The organism is Halobiforma lacisalsi AJ5 (assembly GCF_000226975.2).
GTDB classification, from domain to species: domain Archaea; phylum Halobacteriota; class Halobacteria; order Halobacteriales; family Natrialbaceae; genus Natronobacterium; species Natronobacterium lacisalsi.
In genome coordinates, this window is the sequence record NZ_CP019285.1 from 3,690,532 (window position 1) to 3,711,108 (window position 20,577).

17 protein-coding genes and 1 pseudogene are annotated in these 20,577 nt (G+C 67.4%); 8 read left to right on the plus strand and 10 right to left on the minus strand.

What is annotated here, in order from left to right; translation table 11 throughout:
* Position 1: 1 nt before the first annotated feature.
* From CHINAEXTREME_RS17930 to CHINAEXTREME_RS17940, 3 genes and pseudogenes are all read right to left on the minus strand, one after another.
* Positions 2-97, minus strand: a pseudogene (locus tag CHINAEXTREME_RS17930) (PadR family transcriptional regulator); the annotation flags it as partial.
* Between the two features lie 318 nt (positions 98-415).
* Complete coding sequence (locus CHINAEXTREME_RS17935) at positions 416-658, minus strand: hypothetical protein (protein WP_007142569.1); 243 nt, start codon at positions 656-658, stop codon at positions 416-418.
* 97 nt (positions 659-755) lie between these two features.
* Positions 756-1,781: a PGF-CTERM sorting domain-containing protein gene (locus CHINAEXTREME_RS17940; RefSeq protein ID WP_007142570.1), complete on the minus strand. Its 1,026-nt coding sequence runs from the start codon at positions 1,779-1,781 to the stop codon at positions 756-758.
* Between the two features lie 438 nt (positions 1,782-2,219).
* Here CHINAEXTREME_RS17940 and CHINAEXTREME_RS17945 point away from each other — a divergent pair, with 438 nt between their 5' ends.
* The 5 genes from CHINAEXTREME_RS17945 to CHINAEXTREME_RS17965 all read left to right on the plus strand — a co-directional run bounded on the left by CHINAEXTREME_RS17945 (position 2,220) and on the right by CHINAEXTREME_RS17965 (position 9,122).
* Positions 2,220-2,624: a hypothetical protein gene (locus tag CHINAEXTREME_RS17945; RefSeq protein ID WP_238593313.1), complete on the plus strand. Its 405-nt coding sequence runs from the start codon at positions 2,220-2,222 to the stop codon at positions 2,622-2,624.
* A gap of 48 nt (positions 2,625-2,672) precedes the next feature.
* Positions 2,673-5,582 (plus strand): DEAD/DEAH box helicase, encoded by a 2,910-nt coding sequence (locus CHINAEXTREME_RS17950; RefSeq protein WP_007142572.1) that lies wholly within the window; start codon positions 2,673-2,675, stop codon positions 5,580-5,582.
* An 80-nt stretch (positions 5,583-5,662) separates the two neighbouring features.
* The gene (locus CHINAEXTREME_RS17955) at positions 5,663-7,825 is read left to right on the plus strand and encodes a PAS domain-containing sensor histidine kinase (protein WP_007142573.1); all 2,163 of its coding nucleotides are present in this window, start codon (positions 5,663-5,665) and stop codon (positions 7,823-7,825) included.
* Between the two features lie 112 nt (positions 7,826-7,937).
* Positions 7,938-8,330: a response regulator gene (locus tag CHINAEXTREME_RS17960; RefSeq protein ID WP_007142574.1), complete on the plus strand. Its 393-nt coding sequence runs from the start codon at positions 7,938-7,940 to the stop codon at positions 8,328-8,330.
* Between the two features lie 84 nt (positions 8,331-8,414).
* A complete protein-coding gene (locus CHINAEXTREME_RS17965; RefSeq protein ID WP_007142575.1) occupies positions 8,415-9,122 on the plus strand; it encodes a protein sorting system archaetidylserine decarboxylase in 708 nt (235 codons plus the stop codon).
* A 115-nt stretch (positions 9,123-9,237) separates the two neighbouring features.
* Here the strand turns inward: CHINAEXTREME_RS17965 and CHINAEXTREME_RS17970 are convergent, their stop codons facing one another.
* Positions 9,238-9,492 (minus strand): hypothetical protein, encoded by a 255-nt coding sequence (locus CHINAEXTREME_RS17970; RefSeq protein WP_007142576.1) that lies wholly within the window; start codon positions 9,490-9,492, stop codon positions 9,238-9,240.
* Positions 9,493-9,655: 163 nt separating this feature from the next.
* Here CHINAEXTREME_RS17970 and CHINAEXTREME_RS17975 point away from each other — a divergent pair, with 163 nt between their 5' ends.
* The gene (locus CHINAEXTREME_RS17975) at positions 9,656-11,326 is read left to right on the plus strand and encodes a hypothetical protein (RefSeq protein WP_007142577.1); all 1,671 of its coding nucleotides are present in this window, start codon (positions 9,656-9,658) and stop codon (positions 11,324-11,326) included.
* 89 nt (positions 11,327-11,415) lie between these two features.
* Here CHINAEXTREME_RS17975 and carB read toward each other — a convergent pair whose 3' ends face one another.
* The 3 genes from carB to CHINAEXTREME_RS17990 all read right to left on the minus strand — a co-directional run bounded on the left by carB (position 11,416) and on the right by CHINAEXTREME_RS17990 (position 17,439).
* Entirely contained in the window at positions 11,416-14,589 is a 3,174-nt protein-coding gene (gene carB, locus CHINAEXTREME_RS17980; protein WP_007142578.1) for a carbamoyl-phosphate synthase large subunit, read from the minus strand.
* Positions 14,590-14,893: 304 nt separating this feature from the next.
* Positions 14,894-16,813 carry a rhomboid family intramembrane serine protease gene (locus CHINAEXTREME_RS17985; RefSeq protein WP_007142579.1) on the minus strand — a complete coding sequence of 640 codons (1,920 nt, stop codon included), beginning with the start codon at positions 16,811-16,813 and terminating at the stop codon, positions 14,894-14,896.
* Positions 16,814-16,902: 89 nt separating this feature from the next.
* The gene (locus tag CHINAEXTREME_RS17990) at positions 16,903-17,439 is read right to left on the minus strand and encodes a DUF5815 family protein (RefSeq protein WP_007142580.1); all 537 of its coding nucleotides are present in this window, start codon (positions 17,437-17,439) and stop codon (positions 16,903-16,905) included.
* Between the two features lie 119 nt (positions 17,440-17,558).
* Here CHINAEXTREME_RS17990 and CHINAEXTREME_RS17995 point away from each other — a divergent pair, with 119 nt between their 5' ends.
* Positions 17,559-18,836: a cytochrome D1 domain-containing protein gene (locus CHINAEXTREME_RS17995; protein WP_007142581.1), complete on the plus strand. Its 1,278-nt coding sequence runs from the start codon at positions 17,559-17,561 to the stop codon at positions 18,834-18,836.
* Positions 18,837-18,861: 25 nt separating this feature from the next.
* Here CHINAEXTREME_RS17995 and CHINAEXTREME_RS18000 read toward each other — a convergent pair whose 3' ends face one another.
* On the minus strand, positions 18,862-19,182 hold the full coding sequence (locus tag CHINAEXTREME_RS18000) for a hypothetical protein (RefSeq protein ID WP_007142582.1): 321 nt from the start codon (positions 19,180-19,182) through the stop codon (positions 18,862-18,864).
* Positions 19,183-19,332: 150 nt separating this feature from the next.
* Between CHINAEXTREME_RS18000 and lrpA1 the strand changes: the two genes are divergently transcribed.
* Positions 19,333-19,761, plus strand: a complete 429-nt coding sequence (lrpA1, locus tag CHINAEXTREME_RS18005; protein ID WP_007142583.1) for an HTH-type transcriptional regulator LrpA1 — start codon at positions 19,333-19,335, stop codon at positions 19,759-19,761.
* Positions 19,762-19,835: 74 nt separating this feature from the next.
* Here the strand turns inward: lrpA1 and CHINAEXTREME_RS18010 are convergent, their stop codons facing one another.
* Positions 19,836-20,096: a DUF7511 domain-containing protein gene (locus CHINAEXTREME_RS18010; RefSeq protein ID WP_007142584.1), complete on the minus strand. Its 261-nt coding sequence runs from the start codon at positions 20,094-20,096 to the stop codon at positions 19,836-19,838.
* 107 nt (positions 20,097-20,203) lie between these two features.
* Entirely contained in the window at positions 20,204-20,476 is a 273-nt protein-coding gene (locus CHINAEXTREME_RS18015) for an MTH865 family protein (RefSeq protein ID WP_007142585.1), read from the minus strand.
* Positions 20,477-20,577: the final 101 nt, after the last annotated feature.

Here is a 20,577-nt window from a genome sequence, read left to right on the forward strand (position 1 = left end):
GCTGCTCGACTCGTTCCTTGACGTCCTGGCCTGACGGGCGATCGGCTCCTGTAATCACGTACAGGAGGTCGCGTTGGAACCCAGTGAGGTTGGTCATCTTAGGAGAGTCTTCAACGGTGCTGTATTTGGATTCTTTTCTGGCCTGTTCAATCTGTACTTATGGTGTTAAAGTCCGGGCCAGATTAGTGACTGAGGGTCGTAGAATGTATCAGATTTATAATATATCGAAGGATGTATAGCTGGAACCCGGTAATGACATTTGAATGACTAGAATCAGTCGTGTCATCAGTCAATTCGTGAGATGACCTTACCCAAGTCTACAGCGCCGGATCCGTGCCAGGAGTGAATCACGAACTCGAGACCGCGGCGAAGGAGCGTCCGGAACTCGCCGCGTGATTCGGCCAACCGATCGGTCTCAGTCCGAGTCCTCGAGCAGTCCGAGGTCGGTCGCGATCAGGTCGGCGATGCTCTCGGCGACGTCGGGGTCGACCTCGGCGACGTCCTCGCCGTCGTGCAGCTGCTGATTGTGGCGCTCGATCGAGTCGGCCAGATCGGACAGGGGGACCCGGGAAGTCGTTTCGCACTCGGGGCAGACGACCGGGACGCGCGGATCGTCCTCGGACCCGTCCCCGTCGGGATCGGTATCGGTGGGAGCCATTTGACGGATGTCTCGCGGCTACCGTCAAAATCTAATTGGTTCCGCCCGGCCCATCCGGTCGTCGTGTGCGCGGTCCCGGTCGCAGATGGGTATGGATTCACCCCGTCACGCGGCGGGCGAGGAGGGCCGACGCCAGGGCGACGACCGCAACGAGCGGGCCGAATCCGGGCACGTCGTCGGCTTCGGCGTTCGCGGGGGTCGACTCGTCGTCGGTGTCACTCTCGTCGCCGTCACCGTCGTCGGTGCCGGTGCTGGTGTCGGTATCTTCGTCGTTATCACCGCCGTTCGATCCGTCGTTCCCGTCGCCCGCACCGTTGCTCCCGTCCTCGTCGATGTCACCGTCTAGCTGGAGTACGACGACCGCCTGTCCGTGCGAACCACCCTCGTGGTAGGTCCATCCGCCCGCTTGCTCGTACGGTTCGGCGGCCTCGAGCGGGTCGATGTCGGTCTCCCAGGTGTCGTGTGCTCTCTGGATGTACCCGACGAGTTCGATGTCTTCCGCGTCCTCGCCCTCGATCTGCGCTTCGCCGTACTCGATCGTCCCGTCTTCCGGCAGGCCGTGGAACTCGATGCAGTGCGAATCGAGGTAGCCGCTGCCCTGGGGGAGGCTCTCGTTCGTGCCGAACTGGTCGGCGTCGAGCGGCCGCTCGTAGTTCTCGGTCAGCGGGTACTCGACCGTGAACGGGTCGGCTCCGTCGTGCCACTCGAGGGAGTCGCCCGTCGGGACCGTCACCGTCGCGTCCGGGACGCTCTCGCCGACGACGGGGTCGCCGTTCTCGTTCAGCAGCGTGGCACACATCTTCCCGGAGCCGTCGCCGAGATACGGGCTGCGGTACTCGTCGCGCGGGTTGATGTAGCTGATCCAGCTGCCGTCGTTGGCGGCGGCCTCGAAGTACGGGTCGCCCTCCTCGGGGACTTCTTCGACGTACTCCTCCTCGCTGACGCCGTCTTGCACCTGGGCCGCGGCCGGGAGCGACGCCCCGTCGTCCGCGCTCGAGTCGGGTGCCGGTGCGCCGGCGACGGCACCGATCGCGACGATGCCTGCGAAAACGACAGCGACGAGACCCACGAAAAGCGCCGTCGCGAGGGTCGACTGCGCGCGATCGGAGAAGGCCGATCTCATTTCGTGATCACCTCGGCTCGCGTGACCGACGGGGGAGCGTTGCCGGTCGCGGACGGAACGCGTCGATCCGGGAGCGTCGGGGGATCGTTCGGGATCCGTGACAGTCGTCGTTGGGGAACTATCATGTGAACGAAATACCGAGTTATTCGTCCTATATATGAGCCGCGTAACGGCGCGTAGTCACCGCATACCGACCGATTTCTCGAGAATTGAGAATTTCGGGATCCTTGCGTCCCCACCCCAATCGACTTTCCGCTCGAGGGTGTACGGACGTCGATGCGTATTCGACTCCCAGCACGGGAACAGGAATCGACCGGCGGGCAATCGATAGACGATCGCGAGCGGTCGGGATCGGGGTCAGCGTCAGGGTCAGGTCTCCGACGCCTGCTACTCCTCGCGGCCGGCACCGTTGCCGTCGCTTACCTCGTCTCGCGATACGTGAGCGACCGTGCCGTGCCGTCAGTCGACGAGGTGCGGGACCGCGCGCCGTCGGCCGAGGAACTCCGCGAACAGACTGCCGACGCCGTCTCCGACGAGTTCCGTCCGATCCCCATCGGTGATCGGGGCGAGAACGAGGAGCGAGCACGGGAGAAAACGGAAGACACCGACGGAACGGATCCGATCGACGACGTGGAGACCTCGATCGACGTCACCGAGGGCGAGCGATCCGCCGAGGAGATCGCCGAGCGAGCCGACGAGGAGGTACCGGAACCGGGCGAGATGGCCGTCGACGAGGAGGTCGCCGAGGAACTGATCGACGAGGACGACCTCGAGGGAGCGGACGGGGAGCAGGAAAGCGACGGCGACGAGGAAGAAGGCGGCGAGCAAGGGAAAAACGAGTAATCCCCCGAGAGCGTGGCCCTTATCCGCCGCTCGCCCGTAGGCCGGTTGATGACAGACGGGGACGTCGCGGCCTTTACACGCCTCGGATCGACGGTCCGCGGTGCGCTCTCCGAACGCGGATTCTCCACGCCGACGGCACCACAACAGGTGGCGATTCCGCCGCTTGCCGCCGGGCAGAACACCCTCGTGATCGCGCCCACCGGGAGCGGCAAGACCGAGACGGCGATGTTGCCCGTCTTCGATGATCTCGTCGCCGGCGAGGGCGAGGGCGAGGGCGAGAGTGAGCCGAGGACGGCGAGGCGACCCTCGTCGGCGGAAACCCCCGACGGTGGGCCACCCGAGGGGTTCGGCGCGCTCTACATCACCCCGCTGCGGGCGTTGAACCGCGACATGCTCGAGCGCCTCGAGTGGTGGGGCGACTACCTCGACCTCGAGGTCGACGTCCGCCACGGGGACACCACCGACTACCAGCGGAGCAAGCAGGCCGAGGACCCGCCGGACGTCCTGATCACGACCCCCGAGACGCTGCAGGCGATGTTGACGGGCGAACGCCTGCGGGAGGCCCTGCAGGACGTCTCCCACGTCGTGATCGACGAGGTTCACGAACTCGCGGCCTCGAAACGCGGCGCCCAGCTTGCGATCGGCCTCGAGCGTCTGCGGGACCTCGCGGGCGAGATGCAGCGTATCGGACTCTCGGCGACGGTCGGCGACCCCGATGAGGTGGCCGGGTTCCTCACCGGCGGTCGGCCCTGCGAGATCCGCGAGATCGACGTCGGGAGCAACGTCGACGTCGACGTCCGCAAGCCCGAAATCACCGAAGAGGACGAGGAACTCGCCGGGAAACTGATGACCGAACCCGACACGGCGAGTCACGTCCGGCTGATCCGCGATCTCGTCGCGGAACACGAGTCGACGCTGATCTTCGTCAACACCCGCCAGACGGCGGAGGCGGTGGGCTCGCGGTTCAAAGAACTCGACCTGCCGATCGGCGTCCACCACGGCTCGCTCTCGAAGGAGGCCCGGATCGACGTCGAGGACCGGTTCAAGTCGGGCGAACTGGACGGCCTGCTCTGTACCTCGTCGATGGAACTGGGGATCGACGTCGGCAGCGTCGATCACGTCATCCAGTACAAGAGCCCCCGTCAGGTTACCCGGCTGCTCCAGCGGATCGGGCGCGCCGGCCACCGCCAGGACGAGGTCTCGCGCGGGACCATCGTCACGACCCGGCCGGACGACACCTTCGAGGCGCTCTCGATCGCGCGCCGCGCCCGCGAGGGCGAGGTCGAACCGGCGGCGATCCACGAGGGCAGCCTCGACGTCGTCGCGAACCAGGTGCCGGGGATCGTCCAGAGTCGCGGGGACACGCACCTCCGGGAGGCCTACGATACCGTCTCCCGGGCGTACCCGTTCCGGAACCTCCGCGAGGAGACATTCCGGGAAGTGGTCTCCGAACTCGACCGCAACCGGATCGTCTGGTTCGACGAGGGCGAAGATCGGATCGAGACGACCGGCGGCACCTGGCAGTACGTCTACGCCAACCTCTCGATGATCCCCGACGAGGAGACCTACGAGGTCCACGACATCGCCTCCGGGGGACAGATCGGGACCCTCGACGAGCGGTTCGTCGTCAACTTCGCCGAACCCGGCGAGGTCTTCGTCCAGCGCGGGGAGATGTGGCGCATCAGCGAGATCGACGACGAGGAGGGCCGGGTGAAGGTCAGCCCGATCGAGGACCCCGCCGGCGAGGTCCCCTCCTGGATCGGCCAGGAGATCCCCGTCCCCGCCGCCGTCGCGGGCGAGGTCGGTGAGATCCGCGAGGTCGCGCGCCCCCAGTTCGAGGCGGGCGCGGACGCGACGGCCGTCGGCCGCGAACTGTCGAACCGATACCCGGCCGACGAGTACACCCTCGGCGAGGCCTGCGAACAACTCGAGCGTCAGGTCGAAAGCGAGTCGCCGATGCCCACGGCGAAGCGACTCGTTCTCGAGCGACAGGGTCGGACGATCGTCCTCAACGCGCCGTTCGGCCATACCGCCAACGAGACGCTGGGGCGGGTCCTCTCGTCGCTGCTCGGGCAACGGGCCGGTTCCTCCGTGGGCCTCGAGACCGATCCCTACCGGATCGAACTCGAGGTCCCGACCTCGATCGCGACAAGCGACGTCCTGGAGGTACTGGAGGGGACCGACCCCGACCACGTCGAGACGATCGTCGAACTCGGGCTGAAGAACTCGGATGCCCTGGCGTTCCGGCTGGCACAGGTCTCCGCCAAGTTCGGCGCGCTCAAGCGCTGGCAGGGCCAGGGGTCGGGCCGGATCTCCAACGAACGGCTGCTGGCCGCCCTCGAGGACACCCCGATGTACGAGGAGGCGATCCGCGAGGTCTTCCACGAGGATTTAGACGCCGAGCGCGCGAGTGCGGTGCTCGAGGGGATCCAGTCGGGCGAGATCGATCTCGTGACCCACCGCGGCCGGACCCCGGTCGGACAGGGCGGGCGTTCCTCCGGCGGCAAGGAACTGCTCGCGCCGGAGAACGCCGACGCGAGCGTCATCGAGACCGTCCGCGAGCGACTGCAGAACGACCGAGTCATCCTCCTGTGTACCCACTGCAAGGACTGGAAGGTCAAGACGAAGGTCAAACGCGTCCGCGACCAGCCCGAGTGCCCCGAGTGTGGGTCGACCCGAATCGCGTCGTTGAACCCGTGGGCCGACGAGGTCGTGCAGGCGGTCCGCGCCGAGGAGAAAGACGAGGAACAGGAGAAGATGACCGAGCGGGCCTATCGTGCGGCGAGCCTGGTCCAGAGCCACGGCAAGCAGGCGGTCATCGCGATGGCCGCCCGCGGCGTCGGGCCGCACAACGCCGCCCAGATCATCAACAAGCTCCGGGAGGACGAATCGGCGTTTTACCGCGATATCCTCTCGAAAGAACGGGAGTACGCGCGGACACAGTCGTTCTGGGACTGAACTCCCGACGGCAGGAGACGACCCGGTTGCTTGAAACCGCACCCGTGTTCTTTTCCTGCGACCGTTCCCAAACCGGGGCGATGGGATTCGGGCCACCCTCGAGACCGTCGGACGAGCGGGACGACCGTTCCGAGTCGGATCGCTCCGCTCCCGCGGTCGCGCCCGCTCGAGTAGACAGATTACTGTCGGCTGCCGACGTCGCAGGGTTCCGCGCGACGCCCGACGGAACGATCGTCGAGGCGACAGCGGCGTTCGCGTCGTTGATCGGCTACGACCGCGCCGAACTCCGCGGCAGGCCGCTCGAGTCGATCCTCGACGAGGACGAACTCCCGCTCGGATCCCTGATCGACGACCCGGCCGAGCCCGCGTCGCGACGTCTTTCGATACGGACCGCGACGGACACCGTCGTTCCGGCCGAGGTCCACCTCGAGCCGTTCCGCCCGGACGGCGACGAGCCCTGGATCGCCGGGACCGTCGACCCCGATCCGAGTTCCCCGAACGCGGCGACCGCGCCGAGCCAGACGTCGGACGCCGACCTCTCGTACGGGAAGACGTTCCGTGCGCTGGCCGACGCGCTCCCGGACGGGATCATCGTGCTCGATACGGACAGCGACATCCGGTACGCGAACCCCGCCGTGGAGCGCATTCTCGGCCACGCGCCCGAGGAACTTGTCGGCTCGAGCAAGGTCACCATCATTCCGCCGCGGCTGCGCCGGACTCACCTCGAAGCCCTGCAGCGGTACCTCGAGACCGGCGAGCGGAACCTGAACTGGCCGTACGTCGAACTTCCGGGCCAGCACGCGGACGGCCACGAGGTCCCCCTGGGCGTGTCGATCAACGACTTCGTCTACGAGGGCGAGCGGTACTTCGTCGGGCTCTTCCGCGACATCACGCCGCGGAGGGAGGCCGAACGCTCCCTGAAGGAGAAGGTCGCCCAACTCGAGTCGGTCGCCTACCTCGGAGAGCGGGCGCTGGATCCGTCGGACGTCGATTCCCTCCTCGAGGAGGCGGCCGAACTCGTCGACGCGGGGCTGGACACGGACTGCTGTGCGGTGTTCGAACTCGGCGGGGACGCGGACCGGATCGACCCCGAGCGGTTCTCCCTGCGTGCGAGCGCCGGCCGTACGGATCTTCTCGAGCGCTCGAACGCAAACGCGAACACGAACGAGGGCACGACAGCAAGAGCGGGCGTAAGCGCGGGTGCGAGTGGGACGGAGCCGGAGCCGGAGCCGGAGCCGGCCCCGGGCCCGGCAATGGCCCTCGCCCGCGAAGCGCTCGAGGCCACCGAGCCCGTCGTCCTCGACGCGAGCGGTCCCGAGCCGCCCGGAACCGCGGCCGAGGTGACGAGCACCGTCGCCGTCCCGATCGGTTCCGCGGCCGATCCCTGGGGCGTCCTCGAGATCTACGACGCCGAGACCGATCCCGACGAGTTCGCGGACCACGACCTGGACTTCCTCGAGAGCGTCGCCTCGCTGCTGGCGACCGGGATCGAGCGCCGCGAGTACGAACGCCGGCTCAACGAAACCGTCGACGAACTCGAGGCGTCGAACGAGCGGTTAGAGCAGTTCGCATACGCCGTCTCCCACGACCTCGAGGAACCGTTGCGGATGATCTCGAGTTACCTCCAGCTCGTCGAGCGCCGGTACGGCGACGAACTCGACGCCGACGGCCGCGAGTTCATCGAGTTCGCCGTCGACGGAGCCGATCGCATGAAGGAGATGATCGACGGCCTGCTCGCCTACTCGCGGATCGACACCAGGGGCGAGCCGTTCGAACCCGTCGATCTCGAGGCCGTTCTCGAGGACGTAACGACGGACATCGGGGTGTTGATCGCCGACAGCGATGCCGAGCTTGCGGTCGAGCCGCTGCCGGTCGTCGAGGGCGACGCCAGTCAGCTCCGGCAGCTCTTCCAGAACCTCGTGAGCAACGCGATCAAGTACAGCGGCGACGAGCCGCCGCGGATCGACGTGACTGCAACCCGCGACGGGAACCGCTGGGCGATCACCGTCCGCGACGAGGGGATCGGCATCGAACCGGACGCGAGAGACCGCATCTTCCGGGTGTTCCAGCGTGGCGACCGTGGCCACGACGTCGAGGACGGCACCGGAATCGGGCTCGCGATCTCGCGACGGATCGTCGACCGACATGGCGGCGAAATCAGCGTCGAGTCCGAACCCGGGGAGTGGACGGCGGTGACCGTTACGCTGCCCGGGGTCGAGTCCGGCCCCGATTCGATCCCGTAATCATCGGTGAAATTTTCCACCGCATTCACGTATCTCGGGCCGTAGAAGGCACACGAAGAGGGAATTCGAGTTGCCAAACGATTTATGAGAAGTCGGCAGAGTTATCCTTTCAATGTCATCGTACTCCGTTCTCCTCGTGGAAGACAGCGAGTTCATGATCGAACACGTGAGCCAGGCGCTCGAGGGGAAACACGGGTTCGAGGTCGAAGCCGTGGCGACCGCGGACGAAGCGCGCGCGGTCTTCGATACGTCGACGTTCGACTGCGTCATCTCGAGTTACGAACTCCTCAACGAGAGCGGGATCCACCTCGCGGCGTCGCTCGAGGAGGCGGTCGACGGGGCGTCTGTCCCGTTCATCCTCTTTACCGGGAACCCGCTCGAACCGCTGGTCGAGGAAGCGCTCGAGGCAGGGGTCTCGGCGTTCGTCAGCAAGAGCAACCACGCGACGGGGGAAATGAACGTCTTCGCGAACCGGATCCGGCTGGCGATCGAGGCCGCCGAGTGATCGGGCGAGCGGGTGTGAATCTCGGCCGCCACCGAACCGGGGCCGTCCGTAACGACCATACGAATCGCTCCCCTCGTTTGGGACATGAACGTCGCGCCGGGCGGCTGGAAGTACGCGATCCTCCCGCTGCTCGCCGCCCCCTTCGCGCTCCTGTACAGCGTCGCCGCGAGCCTGCTCGCGCTGGCCGTCGGCGTCGGCACGCTCGCGTTCTTCCGCGACCCGGAGCGGACGCCGCCCCCGACCGGGGTCGTCTCACCGGCGGACGGCACGGTGTCGGTCCTCCGCGAGGAAGGCGACCGCGTCCGCCTCGGCGTGTTCATGAACGTCTGGCACGTCCACGTCGTCCGTTCGCCGTTCGCAGCCACCGTCACCGATCTCGAGCACGTCTCCGGGGCGAACCGCCCCGCGTTCTCGAAGGAGTCGGACCGCAACGAACGGGTCCACGTGCGCCTCGAGACGGACTCACCGGAGTTGCCGTCGGTCGCGATCGAACCGAGGCCCGAGACGGACGAAAACGAGGGGATGGACGACGTCGAGGCGGATGGAAACGGCGACACAGCCGGGGACGCCACGCTCACCCTCATCGCCGGCGCGTTCGCCCGCCGTATCTTCCCCTACGTCGACCCCGGAGACGACTTAGAGCGCGGCGACCGACTCGGCCACATCGCCTTCGGCAGCCGGGTCGACCTCGTGTTCCCACCGTCCGTCGACCCCGACGATCTCGCGGTCGAACCCGGCGATTCGATGACGGCCGGCGAGACGGTGGTACTCGACTCGAGCGAAGCGTACTGAAAGCCTCGCCGGGTGTTCGACGGAATCGCCCGGAGCCGGACGAAGCCTGTCGAGAACAGCCAACCTGTACCGAACCAATGAGACACCGAGAACAGCTCCTGTGGTGTCCGGCGGCTCACCGACTCGAGCGCTTCGGTCGCTCGACCCCGGATTCGGCCAGGTCCCCGTACAGGTTGACAAACGTCAGCAAGAGGATCACCCAGCCCACGAACGTGATCAACGCGCCGCTTCCCTGAACGGCAGCGTACCGATACCAGGACTGCCCCGTCGCGAACAGCACCTCCCGAATCCCGTACGCGACGAGGAGGCTCCCGAGCGTCGCTCCCGCGGAGTACGCGCCGATCCGAGCGGCGATCTGCCAGCCGGCCATCGACCGGGGATTGGCGGCCGACCCGTATAGTTTCAGCGTTCTAACTCGAGCGGACCGCTCGAGGAGTGACAGCGATCCAAAACGTTTACTGGGAGCATCACGCGCTAGCGATCATGCAACCGGTCCCCGAACGTGACGGACGGAGCCCCAGCGGTGGTCGACAGTGAGCGGCCCGGCGACGGCGGTCACCCGCACGGAGTGTCGCCGGACGATCCGGACCGTCGCTGGCGACCGAACGAAGCTCCTCGTACTGGCCGGTATCGCGGTGGTGGCGTTCGGCCCGATTATGGCGATCAGTCTCCTTCTGTTGCCCGCGCTGGGCGAGACCATCGCTGCCGGTGAGTTCGACGCCGAGGCGGTCGCGACCGCGACCGACGTCGCCACCAGCGGGGCCGCCATCGGCTGGCTCTTCCTGACCCTGATGGCCGCCATCCGGACCGTGACAACCGTCGCAGACGTCGACGAGCCGGCCTGTCTGCTGGTCTCGACCCGGCTCCGTTCCGTCGTCGTGGGCGTGATCGGGGCCGAACTGGTGTTGTTTTCGCTGTGGTTCCTGCCCGCGGCGATCGTCTTCGCCGCCGCGTTCGCGTCCGGGGCCGGCACGGTGCTTCCGGTCGTCGTCGTGCCGGTGTTCGTGGTCGTCCTGCTCGCCGGTTCCCTCCCGGTCGGCTTCCTCGTCGGAATCTGGTTTCGGCACCTGATCACCGTCTACGAGCCGATCGCTCGCTTCCGGACGCCCCTGCTCGTCGTCCTCGCGGTCGCCTACTTCGGCTCGATCGCGACGGGCTGGTTCGACGTCGTCACCGCGGAGCTGTTCTCGCTGCTCGGCGACGGCCCCCTCGGCTGGCCCGGGCACCTCGTCCTGCTCGCCGTCCCGAACGTCGGTGGCTCGAGCGTGGCTGCAGCAGCTGCCGTCGTCGGGGCAGTGGGGATCGCTGGAGTCGCCGTCGCGGCCGCCGTCCCCTCCGCCCGCGTCCACTGGTTCGCCGATCCGGCGCGAACCGACGATGGGACGGTCTCCGGCTCGAGCACGGCTGGCTCGAGTCGCCTCGAGCGTACCCTTTCGCGTGTGATCTCGCGGCCGGCGCGGACCGTGGCGGTGACCGCGATCCGCCGAACGCGGCGAGCACCGATCCGGCTCGCCTACGCGGCCTACCCGCTGTTCGGCGCGCTGTTTTTCGTCCAGGACGTGATCCGGATGGGTCGACTGCCGGCGTACGTCGCCGTTTTGCTGTGTCTGTACGCGGTCTGGGGCACCGGCGTCCTTTTCGCTCTCAACCCGCTGGGCGACCTCGGACGGGCGTTACCCGCGGTCCTGACCTCGACCCTCTCCGGGCGGGACGCCGTTCGCGGCCGGATGCTGGCCGGCTCGCTCGTCGGCGTCCCGCTCGCAGTCCTCGTCGCGCTCGGTGCCGGAGTCGCGAGCCCCCTCTCGCTCGAGGTGACCGCCGCGTTGCTCGTCGGAACGTCGATCGGCGCGGTCGCCTCACCGGCGCTGGCGGCCGGCATCGGGGCCGCGTTCCCCCGGTTCGGCAGCGTCACGGTGACCAACAACCGCGAGGCGGTGATGCCGAGCAAGTCCGCGTTCGTGGTCTACACCGCGGGGATCGTCCTCCCCGCCGGCGCGGCCGGCCTGCTCTACACCGAGGCAGCGCCGCTCATCGCCGAGGTCTCGGCCGCCCTGCTCGCGGTGACGCCGCTGGGGGAAGCAGCGACCGTCTCGCCGACCGGGGTCGAGACCGCCGCGTGGGTCGTCCTCGTCGCGGGGCTGGTCGCGCCGCCGGTCGCCTACCTCTACGCTGTCGAACGGTTCGACCGGTACGTCCTGGAGTGACAGGGAACGGAGAACGGGAGAACGGAGAACGGAGAACGGAGAACGGAGAACGGAGAACGGAGAAAAACCGCGGGTCGATCAGTCCGTCGCTACTCGTCGCCCCACTGCGCGGCGCGTTTCGGACGGTCACTCACGCAGTCGACCTCGAGTTCGCCGTCGAACGACGCCAGGGCCTCGGCGTAGGCCTCCGCGGCCGCTTCGGTCGAGAGGTAAGGGATCTCCTCCTCGACCGCCATCTCGAGGGTGTCGCGGTCGCGGCTGACGACGAAGTCGACCTTGCCCTCGCGGATCGCTCCCGGCACGTCGTCGAACGTTTCGACCTCGAAGTGCTCCTCGAAGCCGTCGACGTCCAGGTCCAGGTCGACGACGGCGGTCCCCTCGCTGACCGCGTTGTGGGCGGCCTGCTGGGCCTTCCAGTAGGCCGTGCCGAACTCCTCGGCGGTGCCCATCACTTCGCCGGTCGATTTCATCTCCGGGCCGAGACGCGGATCCGACCCCGGCAGGCGATCGAACGGCAGGACGACCTCCTTGATCGAGGTGTGTTCGGGGATCTGCTCGCCGGCCTCGAGCGTCGAGAGCGTCTCGCCGGCCATGACCTTCGCCGCGAGTTTGGCGATCGGGACACCCGTCGCCTTCGAGACGAAGGGGACGGTACGCGAGGAGCGCGGGTTCGCTTCCAGCACGTATACTTCGCCGTCGCGTACAGCCAACTGGACGTTCAACAGTCCCTCGGTCTGCAGCGCCTCGGCGATGTCCTCCGTGACCTCGCGGATGCGGGCGAGGGTGGCTTCGTCGAGCGAGCGCGGCGGGATCATACACGCGGAGTCGCCCGAGTGGACACCCGCGCTCTCGACGTGTTCCATGATGCCGCCGATCAGCGTCGAGTCGCCGTCCGAGACGGCGTCGACGTCGAGTTCGACGGCGTCCTCGAGGAAGTCGTCCACGAGGATCGGCTTCTCGGGGGAGACGCGGACGGCCTCCTCGATGTAGGTCTCGAGTTCGTCGTCGTCGTAGACGACGTCCATCGCGCGGCCGCCGAGCACGTAAGAGGGACGCACGAGCACGGGGTAGCCGATCTCGTGGGCCAGTTGCAGGGCTTCCTCCTTCGAGAAGGCTGTGCCACCCTCCGGCTGGGCGATTCCGAGTTCGTCCATCAGGGCGTTGAAGCGGTTGCGGTCCTCGGCGAGGTCCATCGCCTCGACCGAGGTCCCCATGATCTCGCAGTCGAGGCCGCGGCGCTCGAGTTCCGCCTCGAGCGGTTCGCCGATGTTGACGGAGGTCTGTCCGCCGAACTGGACCATCACGCCGTCCGCGCCGGTCGCTTCGGCGACGTCGGCGACCTCCTCCGCGGTGATCGGCTCGAAGAACAGTCCGTCGGAGGTGTCGTAGTCGGTCGAGACCGTTTCGGGGTTGTTGTTGACGACGTGGGCGTCGATGCCGAGTTCGCGCAGCGCGCGGACCGCGTGGACCGAACAGTAGTCGAACTCCACGCCCTGGCCGATGCGGATCGGGCCGCCGCCGACGACGATCACGCTCTCGACGTCGGGATCGACCTCGAGTTCGCCCGCGGCGGCCTGGCCCTCGAGCGGGCCGGACTCGAACTCGTTCTTGCGGGCGGAGTAGTAGTACGGCGTCTCGGCCTCGAACTCGCCGGCGCAGGTGTCGACCTGCTTGTACGAGCGGCCGGGCACCTGCTGTTCGACGGTGTCGACGTCCGCCCCGGCCGCGGAGGCGATGGCGGCGTTCGTGCGGCCGGCGACCGCGGCCTCGGTGAAGTCGCCCTCCTGGGCCGCGCGGGTCGACTCGGCGATGCGTGCGTAGCGTTCAGTGTACCACTCGAAGATGCCCGTGAGTTCGACGACCTCCTCGACCGTGTAGCCGCGCTCGAAGGCCTCGAACATCGCGTACGGACGGTCCGGCGACGGGCGGGCGAGGTACTGTTCCTCGAGTTCCTCGTCCGAGACGTCGGCCCAGTCGACGTCGGGTTCGTACTCGGAAGAGCGCAGCGCCTTCAACAGCGATTCCTCGAAGCTGCGGCCGATGGCCATCGCTTCGCCGGTCGACTTCATCGCGGTGGTGAGTTCGAAGTCGACGTCGTCGAACTTGTCCTTGGGCCAGCGCGGAACTTTCGTGACCACGTAGTCGATCGCCGGCTCGAAGGCCGCCGTGGTCTCGCCGGTGATCTCGTTCTCGATCTCGTGGAGGCGCTTGCCCAGGGCGACCTTCGCGGTCACGCGGGCGATCGGGTATCCCGTCGCCTTCGAGGCGAGCGCGGAGGAGCGGGAGACGCGCGGGTTGACCTCGACCACGCGGTACTCGCCGCCGGGAGTACCGTCGTCGCGCCAGGCGAACTGGATGTTACAGCCCCCCTGGATACCGAGTTCGCGGATGACGTCGAGTGCCGCGGTGCGCATCTCCTGGTGGCCCTCGTCGGGGACGATCTGGGAGGGCGTGACGACCGTCGACTCCCCGGTGTGGATCCCCATCGGGTCGATGTTCTCCATGTTGCAGATGATGATACAGGAGTCGTCGGCGTCGCGCATGACCTCGTACTCGTACTCGACCCAGCCCGCGATCGACTCGGTGATCAGCACCTCGCTGTTGCGGGAGAGGCGCAGTCCCTTGCGGACGCGCTCGACGAGTTCGTCGAAGTCGTCGACGACGCCCGAACCGCTCCCGCCCAGCGTGTAGGTCGTGCGGGCGATCACGGGGAGGCCGCCGACCTCGTCTACGGCCGCCTGGACACGTTCCGTGAGGTCTTCCTCGGTTAGCTCGCTGACCGACTCGCCCTCCTCGAGCGAGATGGTCGTCGAGCCGGGAACCGGCTGACCGATCTTCTCCATGCGCTGACGGAAGAGGTCGCGGTCCTCCGTCGCGTAGATCGTATCGAGCGGCGTCCCCATGATCTCGACGTCGTGCTCCTCGAGGACGCCCTCCTCGGCGAGTTCGGCGGTGACGTTCAGCCCCGTCTGGCCGCCGAGGCCGGCGATGACCCCGTCGGGGTTCTCCTCCCGGATGATCTCGGCGATGGCGTCGGTCGTGATCGGTTCGATGTAGACCTGGTCCGCCATTTCCGGGTCCGTCATGATCGTCGCCGGGTTGGAGTTGACGAGGACCACTTCCGCGCCTTCCTCCCGGAGCGCGCGACAGGCCTGTGCGCCGGAGTAGTCGAACTCGGCAGCCTGCCCGATCTGGATCGGTCCACTGCCGATGAGCAGGATCTTGCGGCCGTCCCCTGTCGCTTCGTCGGTGTCCGTACTCATTTGTCTTGTTCGTCCGGAGTTCGTACATCGTAATAAGCCCCACGATACAGTACGAATCTCGCAATCGAATTTCGAATTTCGAATAGATTGCGCGATCGTCCGCGTTTCGGCCCGCACGAACGGTCGGAGGCAGGAATCCGATCGCGCGGTGACGACGGACGACGGGGCCCGGACACCGACAGTCGCTCGGCTACCGAACTGTCCGGACCGTGAAACCGCGAGAAAACGCAGTGAAGTCGCCGTCTCGAGTCGCAGGCAAACTCGTGCGTCGCGACCCGGTACGAATATCGAAGCAGTGGGTGCGCTACTCGTAGGTCTCCCGTTCGGCGACCAGGACCTCGGTATCGCTCGCGTCCGGCGTCGCGAACAGGCGGATCCCGTCCTCGCCCTCTTCCGCTGTGAACTCGAGGTCGCCGATCGTCGCCGTCTCGTTGACCGACGGCACCGCGACCGCGTCGACGGAGTCCCCGTCGTCGACGCGCAGTTCGAACGGGTCGCCCGCGCCGTCGCCCGGAGCGAGCGCGACCGAGCGCCCGTCGATCCGGACCGCCGCTTCGATCGGCTCGGAGGCGAACGAGCGTGTCGCGTCGCCCGATTCCGAGACGGTGTCGGTCCCGACCTCGAGGTCGACCGCGTACGCGGTGTCGTTCCCGATTACGTCCCAGCCGGTTCGCGAGACGGCGACGGTTTCGCGCCAGTCGAGGCCGCCGACCTCGACCGTCGCGTTCCCGCCGTGCTCGAGAGTGTAGTCCCGTGCGCCGAGAGTCCAGATCTCGCGGTCGTCGTTGACGACGATCACGCCGCTCAGTTCGCTCTCGAACTGGTCTTCCGTCTCGTCTTCGGCGGGGAGGGGACCCGGATCGATGACCGGCGTTTGGCCGACCGTCGCGTTTCGCTCGTAGGTGACGGCGTAGCCGCCGACCTCGACTTCGCCGTCACCGGGCGGGCCGCCGTCGACCACGAGCATGTTCAGCGGGACGCTCGGCACCGCGACGAGCACCGTAAACGCCAGAATGACGCCGACCGCGGCCTGTCGCCGGGAGAGCGGACTCGAGATCCAGCGGTCGGGGAGGACGGCTGGCAAGGCCGGGAGCGCGAGCAGGCCGACGAGCAGTGCGAGCGGCGCGATCGTTACGATGGGGGAGTACTCGTCGAGGAACGCGCCGACGACGCCGGCGAGGAAGCCGACGGCGAGCACGAGGAGCCAGCCCACGGCGAGGCGTCGGCGACTGGGCACCCGGGACGTCGGCAGCGCCGCGAGGACTTGCGGTACAGGTCGCTCGCTCCCGGCGACGGCGACCATCGTCACCGCCGCGAGCCCGAAGACCATGACGACGCCGGCCCCCCGGTAGAGAAAGAACACGTCGTCGTCGGTCAACACCAGCAGCCACAGCGCCTGGGCCATCCCGAACAGCAGGACGCCGAAGAAGATCCGATCCCCCGCAGGTCGACGGCCGCGCCGTCGGAGCAGCGCGAGTCCCGCGAGGACGCCGAGCAGGAACCCGAGGAGGTGCGCCTGAAAGCCGACGCCGGCCCACGCGGGCGGACTCGGCGGCCCGACCTCGAGGACCTCCCGAACGACCGGCTGGGTCAGGGCCTCGTACAGGACCTGGAGCGCGCTCGTGGCGACGACGGCGACGACCGTCGCGACGGGGTAGTTCACCACTGCGAAGCCGGCGATGGCGAAGACGGCCCCGGAGAACCCCAGTCCCGGACCCAGCGCGAAGACGGCCGTCAGCAACGCGGCGAGGAGCAACGCCGCCGGGAAGACGACGACCGCGCGGAACCAGGGTCGGGCCAGCGGGCCGCCCGCCGCAGTCCCGGCGTCGCGGCCTCCGCGATCGGTTCTCCCCGGCGGGTAGTGGCCCCAGGCGTACTCCGCGATCGGAGCCAATGCGACCGTCCCGGCGGTGTTCGACGCCAGGTGGGCCGGCGAGCCGTGGGCGACGCCCGCCGTGAGCAGCCCCGTCGGGTAGAAGTACGACCACGTGATGAACGGCAGCGTCAGCGGTTCGCTCCACGTCCGCAGGCCGGCCTGGACGACGGCGTAGAACGCGACGAGAAGCGCGACGGTAACCAGCGTCCCCCACGGAACGCCGTAGAGAAATCGGTCCGCGACCAGCGCCCGCCACCGTCCCCGCCCCTCGGCGTACCAGACGAAGCCGAGAGCGAGCAGGGCCGCGAGCACCAGTACGATCCGGGTCGGATCGAGATCGAATGGCATCGTGATACGAGTACGATTTCGACCCGACGAACAAAGGTCTGGTTACGAGCCTCTCCGTTCGGGGTCGCGGTCCCGTCTCGCCTGGACCGTCAAACCGGGCCGTCGTGTGCGCTCTCGAAGTCCCGCTGGGCCCGGTACTGCTCGACGAACTCGGCGACGTCGAACTCGAGCATCTGGGACTCGAACTCGGTGATCGCGTCGTCGTCCTCGGCGTGGCTGATCGCGTGCTCCATCAGTTCGACGACGAGTTCGACGACGATCTCGTGGAGCCGCCGGGAGTCGAAGTCGAAGACCCACAGCATCGCGTAGCCGACCGCGCCGTCGTCGCTGCCGTCGTAGGTGACGGTCTTCTCGGGCAACTCCTCCATGGCGACGCCCATGAGGTGGGGCGTGCCGAACTGCTCGAACTCGTCGTCGGTCTCGATCGTCTCCTGGAGGACCGCGACGAGCGATTCGGGGAAGAACCGCGACGGCGGGTGGGCGTCGGTGACGACGGCGTGGGACGCGCCGCAGGAACAGTCGTAGTCGCGCATCCCGAGGCCGACGTCGTGAGGATCGAGCGTCTTCCCGCAGGGAAGCTCGAGGGAGCGATCGGGATCCGAACCCGGTACGCGGGGCTCTGCCATTGGTCGCGGTAGGGCAGGCCGAGTCATAAGGGCGACGACTCGGGAAAGGAGCGAGCGAGGCGAACGTGTTCCGGCCCGACTATTTGCCCCTCCGGTGGCAACCGGAACCGACCACAGCGATGAGCCAGCAACTCGCCGCCAGCACGGTCAGACCCCCGTCGTTCGGCGATCGGAGCCTCGAGGAGATCGCCGAATCGCGGGAGCGGCCGGTCGACGACGCGAACGGTGCGCTTCCGGCGACGCCGCGACACGGACACGACCTCGCGGATCTCCGGGATCTGCTCGCGGTCGCCGAACGCCGACCCGGTGCGGTCTCACTGGTCGATACGGTCCGCCACGAGCGGATCGCCCGCGTCGAGGGCGTCGGCCGTGCGCCCCACTCGATCGCCTTTCACCGATCGCTCCCCGAGAATACCCGCGAGGGGGCCTACGCCTACGTCCAGTCCAGACAGGGGTGGGTGTCGAAGATCGACCTCTACGGCGGCCGCCTCGTCGCCCGCGCCCGCGGGGGAACATCCGGGCGGTCGATCGCCGTCTCGGCCGACTCGCGGTACGTCTGTGCGGGGTACTACAACCCGAACCACGTCGTCGTCTTCGACGCCGACACCCTCGAGCCGCTAACGCGAATCCGGACCCACGGGATCGACCCGGAGGGCGAAAGCGTTCCCTCTCGAGTCTGTACGGTACTCGACGTGCCGGGCCAGCGGTGTTTCCTGGTGGCGCTGAAAGACGCCGGTCGGGTCTGGTTCGTCGACTACGGCACGGACGACGGTTCCGACTCGTTCCCGGTCGTCGACGACGTTCCGGTCGGTCCCGTGCTCCACGACGCGCTGTTCGCACCCGACGGGCGGCACTGCGTCCTGGCATCGCAGGGCGAGGAGTGCCTGTTCGTGCTCGATACGGAACGACGCGAAGTCGTCGACCGGATCCCGACCGCCGGGCCACCCCATCCCAGTCCCGGCGCGATCGACCGCGACCGTGGCCTGGGGTTCGCCGCGACCGTGATGACCGACGCCGTGACGGCCTGGGACCTGGAACGGTTCGAACCCGTCGCCGACATAGAGGTCCCCGGGGACGGCATGTTCCTCAACTCTCACCCCGACTGCGACGCCGTCTGGGGCGATGTCATCTTCGACTCCGGCGATCGGAACGACCTGCTCTACCGGATCGACCCCGACACCCTCGAGGTCGCGGACGTGATCGACACGAGCAAGTGGGGCGAGGGTCGGTCGCTTCATCCCGAGTTCACGCGCGACGGCGACTCGGTCTACGTCAGCCTCTGGGACGCCGGGAAACTCCTCGTTTTCGACGCCCAGAGCGGCGATCTGCGGGCGGAGATCGACGGCCTCGAGACGCCGACGGGATCGTTCCTCGGGACGAGGGCGACGGATCCCTGACGGGCGCGGTGAGAAACAGGTCGTCTCACTCGCGGTAGCCGTACCCGCGAGCGAACAACCTCGTCACGTAGCTCAACACGAGCAACGCGACGAGTAACGCGCCGAGTGCGTACGGCTGGAAGCCATAGATTGCCTCACGGATCCCGTAGCCGACGACCAGCAGCCCCATCGCCAGGGCCGTGCCGCCGGCCCAGCGGGAGACGTACGCCGGATCGACGCCGCTGTCCTCGTCGTAATCCGTGTGGAGGTCCGCCCGTCCCCGGATCCCGATGAGATAGCCGAGGTAACAGATCACGAGCCCACAGACGAGCCAGACGCCGCCGCTGACGTAGTTGGGATCGACCATTCGTTCCGAACTGGTGCGACGGTTCGAATAAGTCCGACGATGACGCCGCCGTCGACGGCCCGAAACCGGCAGCTCTCGGGGGCTTCCGTTAGGAGATCCAACGTTTTCGTATACAAAAGATATTTTCCTGTCGGAGCAAAACTGTCTCACATGAGTACCCAGGCGACGGAAGATCGCATCCTCGAGGTTCTCGAAGAGGATGCCCAGGCCTCGTACGCCGAGATCGCCGAGCGGGCCGGCGTCTCGAAGCCGACGGTTCGCAAGTACATCAACCAACTCGAGGACGAGGGCGTCATCGTCGGCTACTCGGCCGAGATCGACCCGAAGAAGCTCTCGAGTCAGACGATCGCGATGGTCGGACTCGACGTCGCGAGCGAACGCTACGTCGAGGCGACGAAGGCGCTGAAGCAACTCGACGAGATCGAGGCACTGTATAGCTCGAGCGGCGACCACATGCTGATGGCCGAAGTACGGGCCGAGGACGGCGACTCCCTCGGCGAGTTCATCTCGGAGGAACTGCTCGAGATCGAGGGGGTCACGGCGGCACACCCCTCTTTCCTGCAGGAGCGACTGAAGTAACCCACCCGGATGCGACCCGCGAGCGTCGTCCGCTCGCGGGAGCGAGCCGTCGCCGATCGTCGCCTACGGCCCCGTTATCGTACGGCCCCCAGTTCCACGAACGCGTCAGCGTTTGCTGACAGCCACGTCGTGAGCCGTTCGGCGTCGTCGCACTCCCGGGGGGTGATCGTCCGACGGTCCGGACCGTCCTCGTACCGAACGACGACGGCCTCGAGATCCGACTCGACCGGTCGAGAGGGGGTGTCGGTCGAGCGAGATCGCCGGTCTCGCTGGCGCCGGCGGTGGCAGTCCCCGTCGATATCGCGTCCGTCGTGTCCGCTCGAGGGTCCCGTCATGACTGTTTCGACGGATACGACTCCCGATCGGACGGTAAAAGCAGCTGCTAGTTGTGATATTGAGATGTATTGATCGGTGACGATCGGTCAGTACGGGGGTCGTCCCTTCACTCCGGCAGTTCTCCGGCGTCCTGCAGTCCGTCGATGATGTCGTCCGCCAGCGCCTCCGGGCTCTCGTAGGGGAACCGTTCTTTCGGATCCACGTCGGCCGTACTGTGGATCTGCATCATCGACATCGAGAACTCGCCCGATTCGAAGGTCGTCGCGGGCCCGTTCGGGAGGGCGGGCAACAGGTCCATCGGCGTCGTTACCGGATAGTCGGCCCCGTCGAACGCGTCGACGAGTTGTTCGCGGATGTCGGAGACGTCGGGTTCGGTCATCGCCGGACGTTCGGTCGGCGGTCGGATAATTGTTCGGTGACGGACGGGGCGGCTCCGCTCGAGCGGTTTCACGTGTTCTCGGTCCCGAGCGTCGAACGCTG

Bases quoted from the DNA above. Each gene is read 5' to 3' on its own strand.
- CHINAEXTREME_RS17935 (WP_007142569.1), bottom strand. From the start codon at position 658: ATGGCTCCCACCGATACCGATCCCGACGGGGACGGGTCCGAGGACGAT.
- CHINAEXTREME_RS17940 (WP_007142570.1), bottom strand. From the start codon at position 1,781: ATGAGATCGGCCTTCTCCGATCGCGCGCAGTCGACCCTCGCGACGGCG.
- CHINAEXTREME_RS17950 (WP_007142572.1), top strand. From the start codon at position 2,673: ATGACAGACGGGGACGTCGCGGCCTTTACACGCCTCGGATCGACGGTC.
- CHINAEXTREME_RS17955 (WP_007142573.1), top strand. From the start codon at position 5,663: ATGGGATTCGGGCCACCCTCGAGACCGTCGGACGAGCGGGACGACCGT.
- CHINAEXTREME_RS17960 (WP_007142574.1), top strand. From the start codon at position 7,938: ATGTCATCGTACTCCGTTCTCCTCGTGGAAGACAGCGAGTTCATGATC.
- CHINAEXTREME_RS17965 (WP_007142575.1), top strand. From the start codon at position 8,415: ATGAACGTCGCGCCGGGCGGCTGGAAGTACGCGATCCTCCCGCTGCTC.
- CHINAEXTREME_RS17970 (WP_007142576.1), bottom strand. From the start codon at position 9,492: ATGGCCGGCTGGCAGATCGCCGCTCGGATCGGCGCGTACTCCGCGGGA.
- carB (WP_007142578.1), bottom strand. From the start codon at position 14,589: ATGAGTACGGACACCGACGAAGCGACAGGGGACGGCCGCAAGATCCTG.
- CHINAEXTREME_RS17985 (WP_007142579.1), bottom strand. From the start codon at position 16,813: ATGCCATTCGATCTCGATCCGACCCGGATCGTACTGGTGCTCGCGGCC.
- CHINAEXTREME_RS17990 (WP_007142580.1), bottom strand. From the start codon at position 17,439: ATGGCAGAGCCCCGCGTACCGGGTTCGGATCCCGATCGCTCCCTCGAG.
- CHINAEXTREME_RS17995 (WP_007142581.1), top strand. From the start codon at position 17,559: ATGAGCCAGCAACTCGCCGCCAGCACGGTCAGACCCCCGTCGTTCGGC.
- CHINAEXTREME_RS18000 (WP_007142582.1), bottom strand. From the start codon at position 19,182: ATGGTCGATCCCAACTACGTCAGCGGCGGCGTCTGGCTCGTCTGTGGG.
- lrpA1 (WP_007142583.1), top strand. From the start codon at position 19,333: ATGAGTACCCAGGCGACGGAAGATCGCATCCTCGAGGTTCTCGAAGAG.
- CHINAEXTREME_RS18010 (WP_007142584.1), bottom strand. From the start codon at position 20,096: ATGACGGGACCCTCGAGCGGACACGACGGACGCGATATCGACGGGGAC.
- CHINAEXTREME_RS18015 (WP_007142585.1), bottom strand. From the start codon at position 20,476: ATGACCGAACCCGACGTCTCCGACATCCGCGAACAACTCGTCGACGCG.